We start from the raw sequence: 12,004 nt of genomic DNA on the forward strand, positions 1-12,004 counted from the left end.
CGAGAGGGCAGGAGATCCCGCCCCTTAGTGGTTCTAATTAGTTAAGTGCCTTGTCATTCGGTTCTTTAAACAGCGCTTTCATGTCGTCAGACAGTTCAAAGTTCATGTTCAGATTCTTTGGTGGGATTGGGTTCTTGAACCACTTATCGAACCATTTTTCCGCGTCGCCAGAGGTCTGAACCTGAGCGATGGTGTCATCGACCAGTTTCTTAAATTCCGCATCGTCTTTACGCATCATGCAGCCGTAGGCCTCTTTGGACTGCGCGGTGCCCACGATCTCCCAGTTGTCTGGTTTCTTCGCTTTAGCACGTTCACCGGCCAGCAGGGCGTCATCCATCATAAAGGCGACAGCGCGACCGCTTTCCAGGGTACGGAAAGAGTCACCGTGGTCTTTGGCGCTGATGATACGCATGTCCATTTTCTTCTCTTCATTCAGCTTGTGCAGCAGAACTTCAGAGGTGGTACCGGAGGTCACAACCACCGCTTTGCCTTTCAGGTCGGCAAAGTCTTTAATCTCGCCGCCTTTTTTGGTCAGCAGACGGGTACCCACCACGAAGATCGTGTCGGAGAAGGCAGCCTGTTTTTGACGCTCAAGGTTGTTGGTGGTGGAGCCACACTCAAAATCGAAGGTGCCGTTTTGCAGCAGCGGGATACGGTTTTGTGAAGTGATTGGGATCAGCTTCACTTCCAGATTCGGTTTGTTCAGCTTTTTCTTCACCGCGTCAACGATCGCGTTGGAGTAATCCTGTGAGTAGCCCACGACTTTTTGCGTGTTGTCGTAGTATGAGAACGGAACAGATGACTCACGGTGGCCGACCACAATCACGCCGTTTTTAGCGATTTTTTCCAGGGTGCCGCCTGCTGCCGGCGCAGCATCTTCAGCGTGAACCACGCCTGCGGACAATCCCATCACCAGCATTGCTGTGGCCAGTTTACGTAATTGCATATCCAACTCCTTTTTTATCAGCGCCAGAGACGCATTGATATTCGGTGTGATGTTGTTATAGCTCGCGCGATACGAGTGCAGTGTTATACATGTTTGTTAACATTTAGTTTGGCTTAATGTAAAGATTTTGCTGCGTTATTGTTTATTTTTGCGAAGCGCGCCGCACCATTCAGAGGCATAAATCTTTCGTTGCACCGTTTCGGTGCTACCGGTGAGCTATGCTGGTGCGACAAGGTTTCACATTAAGCCAAATCGCGTTTACGTGAATAAATAAAGCAACAGGCGTGCCAGAAATGAAAATCAGAAGGAATTGCCCGGCGGCGCGTTGCTTGCCAGGCCTACGAACGTAGGCCGGGTAAGGCGAAGCCGCCACCCGGCAAAAGAGGGGAAAAAGCTACTTACGACGCTGGCGCAAACTCATCAGCAAAGCGCCGAAACCGAACAGGGCGGTGAGGATCCACAGCGGCCAGTTGCCGGTGCGGGCGTACGGCGTCAGCCCCGTGGCGGGCGTGACTTTTGCTGTCAGTACGTCGCGGGTGAACTGCGGGAGCATGGCCTGAATTTCGCCCTGCGGGCCAATCACGGCAGTGATACCGTTGTTGGTGCTGCGCAGCAGAGGACGCGCCAGCTCCAGAGAGCGCATCCGCGCCATCTGGAAGTGCTGCCATGGACCAATCGACTTACCGAACCAGGCATCGTTAGAGATAGTCAGCAGGTAGTCGGTGTTCGGGCGGAAATTATCCCGCACCTGTTCACCCAGGATGATCTCGTAGCAGATGGCGGCGGTCAGCAGAAATCCGTGCGCGCTCAGCTGAGGCTGAACGTAAGAACCCCGGCTAAAGGAGGACATCGGCAGATCGAAGAACGGTGCCAGCGGACGCAGAATCGACTCCAGCGGCACAAACTCACCAAAAGGTACCAGGTGATTCTTGTTGTAGCGGTTAGTCGACTCGTAGCTGTACGGGTTGTCTTTCCCAAGCGTAATGATGGTGTTGTAGGTGTCGTAACGGTTTTGCTTGTTCAGACGCGCGTCAACGATACCGGTGATCAGGGTGGAGTTTCGCGCCCGCAGCAGATCGTCCATCATGGCAAGAAAACGCTGCTGGTTAATCTCCAGATCCGGAATTGCCGACTCCGGCCAGATAATCAGCTGGGATTTGCCCATCTCTTTCTGGGTGGCATCCAGATAAATTTTCAGGGTGTTGATCAGCTGGCCTTCATCCCATTTCAGCGACTGAGGGATATCGCCCTGAACCATCGACACCTGGGTTGCGCGTTCCGGTTCAAGAGTGAACCACTGGATATAACGCAGCGGGAAAGGCAGGGCAAAGAGCACCAGAGCCATCACCAGCGGTCGCCAGTTGCGCTGCACCAGCGCCAGCACCAGCAGGCCACTCACCACCATCAGCAGGAAGTTGATCGCCTCGACGCCCATCACCGGCGCCAGTCCTTTCAGCGGGCCGTCTATCTGGCTGTAGCCAAACTGCAGCCACGGAAACCCGGTCAGCACCCAGCCGCGCAGGAACTCGGTTACCTGCCAGACCACCGGGGCGGCAATGGCCACACGCAGCCAGCTGGTTTTCGGCCACAGGCGCGAGAGGATCCCGGCGAACAGACCGGTGTACAGCGAGAGGTACGCCGCCAGCAGCACCACGAGGAAGACGTTCACCGGGCCTGGCATGCCGCCAAACTGGGCAATGCTGACGTAAACCCAGTTAATACCGGCGCCAAACAGGCCCAGACCCCAGAAATAGCCAATCGCCGCCGCCTGAACAGGGCGTCGGTTAAGCGTCAGCCCCTGAAGTCCCATCAGGGAGAGCAGGGCAGCAGGCCAGAAGTCGTAAGGGGAAAAAGCCAGCGTACCGCTGGCTCCGAGGATTAGCGCCAGCAGCAAACGCGTGCGCTGGCGTTCAAACAGTGGGGCAAATGCCATTTAAATCAATCATCCAGTGTGGGTTGCGGAGCATCGTCCGGCATTCTTACATGAACCTGAATAATACGTCGACTGTCGGCCATCGCCACCTTGAACTGGTAACCGTCTATTTCCACGGTCTCGCCACGCGCCGGCAGGTGACCAAACGCCTGCATTACCAGCCCGCCGATGGTATCCACCTCTTCATCGCTGAAGTGGGTCCCGAAGGTGTCATTGAAATCTTCGATTGGGGCGAGCGCACGCACGGTCCAGGTGTGGCGGCTCAGCTGACGGAAGTCGATATCCTCTTCTTCGTCATACTCGTCTTCGATTTCACCCACGATCAGTTCAAGAATATCTTCGATGGTGACCAGGCCCGAAACACCGCCAAATTCATCGATAACAATCGCCATATGGTAGCGCTGGGAGCGGAACTCTTTCAGCATGCGGTCAACACGCTTGCTCTCCGGAACAACCACCGCCGGGCGTAACACTTTTTCCATGCTGAAGGCTTCGGAATCGCTGAGCATAAACGGCAGCAGATCTTTAGCCATCAAAATCCCTTCGATGTGATCTTTGTCTTCGCTGATCACCGGGAAACGCGAGTGAGCGGATTCGATGATGACATCGAGGCACTCGTCCAGGGTCTGGTTGCGTTTCAGGGTAATCATCTGGGAACGCGGGATCATGATATCGCGAACGCGCTGGTCGGCGATGTCCATTACCCCTTCGAGCATCTCGCGCGTATCCTCATCGATAAGCTCGTTTTGCCCGGAGTCACGGATGAGCTCCAGAAGGTCGTCACGGTTTTTAGGTTCCCCGTGGAACAGCTGGCTCAGAAGGAGGGAGAAAAATCCTTTTTTGCTGTTTGGTGTGTCGCTACTGTGTGAATTGTCGTCGCTCATGGCGTTTGTTAAGGGTTCTCATGTTGGTCTATTGATTGCCGCCGCGGACTTTTGTCATACGCAACGGCACATTATGCCAGCAGGGCGCAAGCGCGCCCTACAGACTACTCTTTCTCGGCAATGTACGGATCCTCATAGCCCAGAGCAAGCATTATCTCTGTCTCGAGGGATTCCATCTCTTCTGCTTCGTCATCTTCAATGTGGTCGTAACCCAGCAGATGCAGGCTGCCGTGCACTACCATATGCGCCCAGTGGGCCTCGAGCGGCTTCTGCTGCTCCTGCGCTTCCTGCTCCACCACCTGACGACAGATGATCAAATCACCCAGCAGCGGCAGTTCAATGCCCGGCGGCGCTTCGAACGGGAAAGAGAGGACGTTAGTCGGCTTATCTTTACCGCGGTAGGTCAGGTTCAGCTCGTGGCTTTCTGCTTCATCCACCAGGCGAATCGTCACTTCCGACTCTTCCTGAAACTGGGGGATGACGGCATTCAGCCACGCCTGGAACTGGCTCTCTTCCGGCAGGCCGGAAGACTCTTCACATGCCAGTTGTAAATCGAGGATCACCTGACTCATTTCTGCTCTTGCTCCTGGGCTTCGCGTTTGCGTTCCGCTGCCTGTTCTGCTTTACGTTTTTGATCTGCTGCTTCCCACGCTTCATACGCCGTGACGATACGGGCTACCACCGGGTGGCGCACCACGTCTTCGCTGTGGAAGAAGTTAAAGCTGATTTCGTCCACTTCGCTCAGCACTTCGATGGCATGGCGCAGACCGGATTTGGTGCTGCGCGGCAGGTCGATCTGGGTGATGTCGCCGGTGATCACCGCTTTGGAGTTAAAGCCAATACGGGTCAGGAACATCTTCATCTGTTCGATGGTGGTGTTCTGGCTCTCATCCAGAATGATGAACGCATCGTTCAATGTGCGCCCGCGCATGTAGGCCAGCGGGGCTACTTCGATGACGTTACGTTCGATCAGTTTTTCGACCTTCTCGAAGCCAAGCATTTCGAACAGCGCATCGTACAGCGGACGCAGATACGGGTCGACTTTCTGGCTCAGATCGCCGGGTAAAAAGCCGAGCTTTTCGCCCGCTTCCACCGCAGGGCGGGTAAGCAGAATACGGCGGATCTCCTGGCGCTCCAGGGCATCCACGGCGGCCGCTACCGCAAGGTAGGTCTTACCCGTACCTGCCGGGCCGACGCCGAAGGTGATGTCGTGGTCGAGAATATTGGCGATGTACTGCGCCTGGTTTGGCGTGCGGGGCTTAATTACCCCACGCTTGGTTTTGATATGGATGGCTTTGCCATAGTCCGGAACGCTCTCAGCGCTCTGCTCCAGCACGCGCGCTTCTTTGATCGCCAGATGGATCTGTTCCGGCTCAATATCCTGAATTTCGCCGCGCATTGGCGCGGTATCGACGTACAGGGTATTGAGGATATCCGCAGCTGCATTAACGCAGATGGCACGGCCGGTGAGTTTGAAATGGTTATCGCGACGGTTAATCTCGATACCCAGACGTCGCTCCAGTTGTTTGATGTTGTCATCAAACGGCCCGCACAGGCTCAGCAGGCGAGCGTTGTCTGCTGGCTCAAGGGTAATTTCACGCGTATCTATATTCAAACCGTTCCTCTTAATGTCTCGGGTGTCATAAGGCAGTGGGTCTGTCTTATGAAATTATTCACGCCACAGGTTAAAGGCGCAAGCATTGCGAAGGATATGGGGGAGAACAGGGGGAAATGCAAGGCCTGCCAGAAACGGCAGGCCTCGGAGATTATGGCTGATAAACGCCGACACCCAGATCGCTTTCTTTACGGGTACGGGCAATGACCGACTCTGGCGATTCAACGACCCGCAGGCCCATTTCATCTTCGGTACGCACCAGTTTTCCACGCAGGGAGTTGGTCAGCACTTCAAGGATCTCGATATCAACAAACTTACCTACCAGATCCGGCGTGCCTTCGAAGTTCACCACGCGGTTGTTCTCCGTACGGCCAGAGAGCTGCATGATGCTCTTACGTGAAGTGCCTTCTACCAGCACGCGCTGAACGGTGCCGAGCATCCGACGGCTCCAGGCGTTCGCCTGCTGGTTGATGCGATCCTGCAGAATATAGAGACGCTGCTTTTTCACCTCATCCGGCACGTCGTCAACCATATCGGCGGCAGGCGTGCCTGGACGGGCAGAGAAGATGAAGCTGTAGCTCACGTCGAAGTTCACATCACCAATGACCTTCATGGTGCGCTCAAAATCCTCGTCCGTTTCACCCGGGAAGCCAACGATAAAGTCAGAGCTGATCTGGATATCCGGGCGCGCTTCACGCAGCTTGCGGATAATCGCTTTATATTCCAGCGCGGTGTGGGTGCGGCCCATCAGGTTCAGCACGCGGTCAGAACCACACTGGATAGGCAGATGCAGGAAGCTCACCAGCTCTGGCGTATCGCGGTAAACATCGATGATGTCATCGGTGAATTCGATCGGGTGGCTGGTGGTGAAGCGGATGCGGTCGATACCGTCGATAGCCGCGACCAGACGCAGCAGTTCAGCAAAGGTGCCGGTGCTGCCGTCATAGTTCTCCCCGCGCCAGGCGTTAACGTTCTGCCCGAGGAGGTTAACTTCGCGCACGCCCTGGGCCGCCAGCTGGGCGATCTCAAACAGGATGTCGTCGCATGGACGGCTGACTTCTTCGCCGCGGGTATAAGGCACCACGCAGTACGTACAGTACTTATTGCAGCCTTCCATGATTGAGACGAAGGCGGTCGGGCCATCCGCGCGCGGTTCCGGCAGACGGTCGAATTTTTCGATTTCCGGGAAGCTGACGTCGATGATCGCCTTGCGCTGGCCGGTCCCGCGTACGGAGTTGATCATCTCCGGCAGACGGTGCAGGGTTTGCGGGCCAAAAATTATGTCGACGTAGTGGGCGCGCTGACGAATCAGCTTGCCTTCCTGGGAGGCGACACAGCCGCCGACGCCGATGATCACTTCGGGTCTTTTCTGTTTGATCAGCTTCCAGCGGCCTAGCTGGTGAAAGACTTTCTCCTGCGCCTTCTCACGGATCGAGCAGGTGTTCAGCAGCAACACGTCTGCCTCTTCCGCCACGTCGGTGAGTTGATACCCATGGGTGGCATCCAGCAGATCGGCCATCTTTGATGAATCATATTCGTTCATCTGACAGCCCCAGGTTTTAATATGGAGTTTTTTTGTCATCGACTTGCTCGTGCTCAGGATTGCAGGGCGCGTATTGTAATGCTTTGGTGCGGTTGTGACCAGTATGAAGCTTGTCAGCCTCAAGACCAAAAAAATCCGGTAAACTTAGGGGATTATCAAATAAGGACAAATGACCATGACAATCCAACAAGCCGGGATCGCCGTTGTCGGCGGCGGTATGGTCGGCGGCGCGCTGGCGCTGGGGCTGGCGCAACAGGGGTTCGACGTAACGGTGATCGAACAGGCGATGCCGCCCGCTTTTGACGCTTCACAGCATCCGGATGTGCGCATCTCTGCGATCAGCGCTGCGTCGGTTGATCTGCTTCGCGGGCTGGGGGTCTGGGACGCGGTGCTGGCCATGCGCGCCCATCCGTATCGCCGCCTGGAGACCTGGGAGTGGGAAAATGCCCATGTGGTATTTGACGCCACGGAGCTTAAGCTCCCGCTGCTGGGCTACATGGTAGAAAATACGGTTCTGCAACAGGCGCTCTGGCAGGCACTGGAGGCGCATCCGCAGGTTACGCTGCGCGTCCCGGCGTCGGTGAAAAATCTTCACCGCCACAACGACCAGCATCTGGTTGAGCTGGATAACGGCGAGCAGCTGGCGGTGAAGCTGCTGATTGGTGCCGACGGCGCGAACTCCCGTGTACGCGAACTGGCGGGGATCGGTATTCATGCCTGGCAGTATCAACAGTCCTGCATGCTGATTACCGTCGCCTGCGAGAACGATCCCGGTGACAGTACCTGGCAGCACTTTACGCCGAACGGCCCGCACGCCTTTTTGCCCCTGTTCGATCGCTGGGCATCCCTGGTGTGGTATGACACCCCGGCACGCATTCGCCAGCTGCAGGGGTTCACGATGGAACAGCTGCAGCGCGAAATCGCCCACCATTTCCCGGCGCGTCTGGGCAAGGTGACGCCGGTGGCCGCAGGGGCGTTCCCGCTGACGCGTCGTCATGCGCTGAAATATGCCCGCGAAGGGCTGGCGCTGGTCGGGGATGCGGCGCATACCATTCATCCGCTGGCGGGGCAGGGGGTTAACCTGGGCTATCGTGACGTAGAGGCCTTGCTGGACGTACTCAGCAACGCCCGCAGCCATGGCGAAGCCTGGGCCAGCCATCAGGTGCTCAAGCGTTATCAGACCCGACGAATGGCGGATAACTTCATTATGCAATCAGGGATGGATCTGTTTTACGCCGGATTCAGCAACGACCTTGGGCCGCTGCGTATCCTGCGGAACATCGGGTTGATAGCGGCACAGCGGGCGGGTGCCCTGAAGCGTCAGGCGCTGAAGTACGCCTTAGGGCTTTAACACTCTTCCAGGCCGGGTAAGGCGAAGCCGCCACCCGGCATTTAAATGCAGGAACGCAGAAAAGCAAAAAGCTCGCCGAAGCGAGCTTTTTTTGTGTGGCTGGGGTGCAGGGATTCGAACCCCGGAATGCTGGTATCAGAAACCAGAGCCTTACCGCTTGGCGACACCCCAATTGCGTTAAACAATACATCATTTAACGACTTTGTAAAATGGCTGGGGTACGAGGATTCGAACCTCGGAATGCTGGTATCAGAAACCAGAGCCTTACCGCTTGGCGATACCCCAACAATTTTTTTGGTTTTACCGACCGGAATCGATACAACCTTATATGGTGGCTACGACGGGATTCGAACCTGTGACCCCATCATTATGAGTGATGTGCTCTAACCAACTGAGCTACGTAGCCAGACTGCTTTCTTCGATGGCTGGGGTACCTGGATTCGAACCAGGGAATGCCGGTATCAAAAACCGGTGCCTTACCGCTTGGCGATACCCCAATAACCGCGGAGAACCGCAAAATCGAAGAAATATGGCTGGGGTACCTGGATTCGAACCAGGGAATGCCGGTATCAAAAACCGGTGCCTTACCGCTTGGCGATACCCCATCCGTGCAACGCTTACCTGGGAATGGTGCGGGAGGCGAGACTTGAACTCGCACACCTTGCGGCGCCAGAACCTAAATCTGGTGCGTCTACCAATTTCGCCACTCCCGCAAAAAAGATGGTGGCTACGACGGGATTCGAACCTGTGACCCCATCATTATGAGTGATGTGCTCTAACCAACTGAGCTACGTAGCCATCTTTTTTTCGCGTTACCTTATCGGCGTTGCGGGGCGCATTATGCGTATAGACCCTTGCAGCGTCAACACCTTTTTCAACGAAAATCTCTGGAATGTGACTGTTTGGTTAGGTTGCGAACAGCATGGCCGATTATTCGGCAATTTTTGGTTATTAATCGTTTTTGTCCAGCGAAACGCGAGGCAAAAAAAGAGGCCCCGAAGGGCCTCATGGCGATCTGATGAATTACTTATAGGCGGACTGATGCACACCCACGGCACGCCCTGACGGATCGTTCATGGTTTTGAATGCTTCATCCCACTCAATGGCTTTCGCAGAGGAGCAGGCGACGGAAGGGCCGCCAGGAACACACTCTGCTGCGCTTGGCAGCGGGAACAGCTCTTCGAAGATCTCACGGTACAGATAGGCTTCTTTCGAACCCGGCGTGTTGTACGGGAAGCGGAAGCTGGCGGTTTCCAGTTGCTGATCGGAAATCTGCTTAGCGGCCACCTCTTTCAGGGTGTCGATCCAGCTGTAACCTACGCCGTCAGAGAACTGCTCTTTCTGACGCCATGCCACGCTTGCCGGCAGGTAAGATTCGAAGCATTCACGCAGAACGTGTTTCTCCATCTTGCCGTTGCCGCACATTTTGTCCTGCGGGTTGATACGCATGGCCACGTCGAGGAATTTTTTATCCAGGAAAGGCACGCGCGCTTCAACGCCCCAGGCAGACATCGCTTTGTTAGCACGGGCGCAGTCAAACATGTGCAGCGCCTGCAGTTTACGCACGGTCTCTTCGTGCAGCTCTTTGGCATCCGGCGCTTTGTGGAAGTACAGGTAGCCGCCAAAGACCTCATCTGAACCTTCGCCGGAGAGCACCATCTTGATGCCCATCGCTTTGATTTTACGTGACATCAGATACATCGGCGTGGAGGCGCGGATGGTGGTCACATCATAGGTTTCAATGTGATAAATAACGTCGCGGATCGCATCCAGCCCTTCCTGCACGGTGAAGTGAATTTCATGGTGCACGGTGCCGAGATGGTTTGCCACTTCCTGCGCGGCTTTCAGGTCCGGTGAACCTTCCAGGCCGACGGCGAAGGAGTGCAGCTGCGGCCACCAGGCTTCGGAGCGCTCCTGATCTTCCACGCGACGAGCAGCGTATTTTTTGGTGATCGCCGAGATAACGGACGAATCCAGACCGCCGGAGAGCAGCACGCCGTATGGCACGTCTGACATCAGATGGCTTTTTACTGAATCTTCCAGCGCCTGGCGCAGTTCGTTTTTATCGGTGACATTGTCTTTAACGGCATCGTAGTCGAACCAGTCGCGCTGATAGTACTGGCGAATTTCGCCATCCTGGCTCCACAGGTAGCTGCCCGCCGGGAACTCTTTAATGGTGCGGCAAACCGGCACCAGGGCTTTCATTTCAGAGGCGACATAGAAGTTGCCGTGCTCATCGTGGCCCATATACAGCGGGATAATCCCGATATGGTCACGACCAATCAGATACGCATCTTTTTCGCTGTCATACAGAGCGAAGGCAAACATGCCCTGTAGATCGTCCAGGAATTCCGGGCCTTTCTCCTGGTACATCGCCAGGATCACTTCGCAGTCTGAACCGGTCTGGAAGGTATAGCGATCGCCGTATTCCGCACGCAGCGCCTGATGGTTGTAGATTTCACCGTTGACCGCCAGCGCGTGGGTTTTTTTCTCGTTATATAACGGCTGGGCACCGGCGTTGACGTCCACAATCGACAGACGCTCATGCGCCAGAATCGCTTTGTCGCTGGCGTAAACACCGGACCAGTCCGGGCCGCGATGGCGCATCAGACGGGACAGTTCCAGTGCTTTTTTACGCAGTTCGACTGCGTCAGTTTTGATATCCAGTACGCCGAAAATTGAACACATAACCTTCTCCATTAACCCTGTTGCAGTGTGATGTTGCTTGCTTATGAAAATGCCGCAAAAGGGGAGGGGCGGCAAGCGTTTTGCCGGGTAAAAAACAAAAAGTGCAATGTCGATTGTCGAATGTTGAAAAAAGCGTACGTATTGAGCTGGTTTATTGATGATTATTCAGTGCCTGGCGTTTTCTATTAGATGGAGGGCTGTTTTAGTGGCGGTAAAATGAAAAAACCACGTCCGGGGACGTGGTTTCGGGTTACAGAACATCAATTTCCGCGACCGAGGGATAAATCCAGCTCGGCCTGAACGGCATTGAATCGATGTCGTCCAGAGTGGATACCCCCGACAACACCAGAATGGTTTCCAGTCCGGCCTGAAAGCCCGCCAGAATATCGGTACGCAGGTTGTCACCCACGATCACCGTATCTTCCGAGTGGGCCTGCATCTTGTTGAGTGCTGCACGGATGATCCACGGGCTGGGCTTGCCGACATAAAAAGGCAGGCGACCGGTCATCTTCTCGATGCCGGCGCAGAGCGCCCCGCAGGCCGGATAAAAGCCACGACCGTGGGTATCCGGGTTGGTGGCGATAAAGCGCGCACCGTTGGCGACAAAGAAGGCCGCCTTGTGCATCATCTCCCAGTTATAGGAGCGCGTTTCGCCAACGATAACGAAGTCAGGATTGACGTCGGTGATGGTGAAGCCCGCTTTATAGAGCTCATGGATCAGTGCGCCTTCGCCGACCACATAGGCCTTTTTGCCTTCCTGACGCTTCAGGAAATCTGCGGTGGCCATTGCGGAGGTATAAAACACGCTGTCGGGGACATTGATACCGGCGGTGGCAAAACGGTTCGCCAGATCCTGTCCTGTCTGCGACGGGAAGTTGGTGAGCAGAACCAGCGGCATGCCTTTTTCCATGATGCCGTTAAGAAATTCCGCTGCGCCCGGTACGGCAACGTTGTCGTGCATCAGCACGCCGTCGATATCACAAATAACATTCTTAATAGTCATGAACTTCCCGACATCCAAAAAAGAAGGCGACACTATAAAAC

General features: G+C 55.4%; 9 protein-coding genes and 7 tRNA genes. 1 reads left to right on the forward strand and 15 read right to left on the reverse strand.

Features of this window, described 5'->3' with window-relative positions:
• Window positions 1-37: 37 nt before the first annotated feature.
• From ACOYA6_RS02025 to miaB, 6 genes are all read right to left on the reverse strand, one after another.
• A complete protein-coding gene (locus ACOYA6_RS02025) occupies window positions 38-946 on the reverse strand; it encodes an amino acid ABC transporter substrate-binding protein (RefSeq protein WP_039031353.1) in 909 nt (302 codons plus the stop codon).
• Between the two features lie 394 nt (window positions 947-1,340).
• Window positions 1,341-2,879 carry an apolipoprotein N-acyltransferase gene (gene lnt, locus ACOYA6_RS02030; RefSeq protein ID WP_039031352.1) on the reverse strand — a complete coding sequence of 513 codons (1,539 nt, stop codon included), beginning with the start codon at window positions 2,877-2,879 and terminating at the stop codon, window positions 1,341-1,343.
• Window positions 2,880-2,884: 5 nt separating this feature from the next.
• Window positions 2,885-3,763, reverse strand: a complete 879-nt coding sequence (corC, locus tag ACOYA6_RS02035) for a CNNM family magnesium/cobalt transport protein CorC (RefSeq protein ID WP_039031351.1) — start codon at window positions 3,761-3,763, stop codon at window positions 2,885-2,887.
• A 104-nt stretch (window positions 3,764-3,867) separates the two neighbouring features.
• Window positions 3,868-4,335, reverse strand: coding sequence for an rRNA maturation RNase YbeY (gene ybeY / locus ACOYA6_RS02040; protein WP_039031350.1), 468 nt, complete (start codon window positions 4,333-4,335; stop codon window positions 3,868-3,870).
• The gene (locus ACOYA6_RS02045; RefSeq protein WP_422653947.1) at window positions 4,332-5,378 is read right to left on the reverse strand and encodes a PhoH family protein; all 1,047 of its coding nucleotides are present in this window, start codon (window positions 5,376-5,378) and stop codon (window positions 4,332-4,334) included. The genes ybeY and ACOYA6_RS02045 overlap by 4 nt, the downstream gene beginning before the upstream one ends.
• A gap of 151 nt (window positions 5,379-5,529) precedes the next feature.
• Window positions 5,530-6,960 carry a tRNA (N6-isopentenyl adenosine(37)-C2)-methylthiotransferase MiaB gene (gene miaB, locus ACOYA6_RS02050; RefSeq protein WP_039031348.1) on the reverse strand — a complete coding sequence of 477 codons (1,431 nt, stop codon included), beginning with the start codon at window positions 6,958-6,960 and terminating at the stop codon, window positions 5,530-5,532.
• A 136-nt stretch (window positions 6,961-7,096) separates the two neighbouring features.
• Here miaB and ubiF point away from each other — a divergent pair, with 136 nt between their 5' ends.
• A complete protein-coding gene (gene ubiF, locus ACOYA6_RS02055) occupies window positions 7,097-8,272 on the forward strand; it encodes a 3-demethoxyubiquinol 3-hydroxylase (RefSeq protein ID WP_138369593.1) in 1,176 nt (391 codons plus the stop codon).
• 96 nt (window positions 8,273-8,368) lie between these two features.
• Here ubiF and ACOYA6_RS02060 read toward each other — a convergent pair.
• From ACOYA6_RS02060 to nagD, 9 genes are all read right to left on the reverse strand, one after another.
• Window positions 8,369-8,443: transfer RNA gene (locus tag ACOYA6_RS02060), tRNA-Gln, on the reverse strand.
• A gap of 39 nt (window positions 8,444-8,482) precedes the next feature.
• Window positions 8,483-8,557: transfer RNA gene (locus ACOYA6_RS02065), tRNA-Gln, on the reverse strand.
• 44 nt (window positions 8,558-8,601) lie between these two features.
• Window positions 8,602-8,678, reverse strand: a tRNA-Met gene (locus ACOYA6_RS02070).
• A 16-nt stretch (window positions 8,679-8,694) separates the two neighbouring features.
• A tRNA-Gln gene (locus ACOYA6_RS02075) sits at window positions 8,695-8,769 on the reverse strand.
• Window positions 8,770-8,802: 33 nt separating this feature from the next.
• A tRNA-Gln gene (locus ACOYA6_RS02080) sits at window positions 8,803-8,877 on the reverse strand.
• Between the two features lie 23 nt (window positions 8,878-8,900).
• A tRNA-Leu gene (locus ACOYA6_RS02085) sits at window positions 8,901-8,985 on the reverse strand.
• An 8-nt stretch (window positions 8,986-8,993) separates the two neighbouring features.
• A tRNA-Met gene (locus ACOYA6_RS02090) sits at window positions 8,994-9,070 on the reverse strand.
• A gap of 225 nt (window positions 9,071-9,295) precedes the next feature.
• Window positions 9,296-10,960 (reverse strand): asparagine synthase B, encoded by a 1,665-nt coding sequence (asnB, locus tag ACOYA6_RS02095; protein ID WP_138369592.1) that lies wholly within the window; start codon window positions 10,958-10,960, stop codon window positions 9,296-9,298.
• Window positions 10,961-11,210: 250 nt separating this feature from the next.
• Window positions 11,211-11,963: a ribonucleotide monophosphatase NagD gene (gene nagD / locus ACOYA6_RS02100; RefSeq protein ID WP_039031345.1), complete on the reverse strand. Its 753-nt coding sequence runs from the start codon at window positions 11,961-11,963 to the stop codon at window positions 11,211-11,213.
• Window positions 11,964-12,004: the final 41 nt, after the last annotated feature.

It is taken from the genome of Leclercia barmai, assembly GCF_049312895.1.
Taxonomy (GTDB): Bacteria; Pseudomonadota; Gammaproteobacteria; order Enterobacterales; family Enterobacteriaceae; genus Enterobacter; species Enterobacter barmai.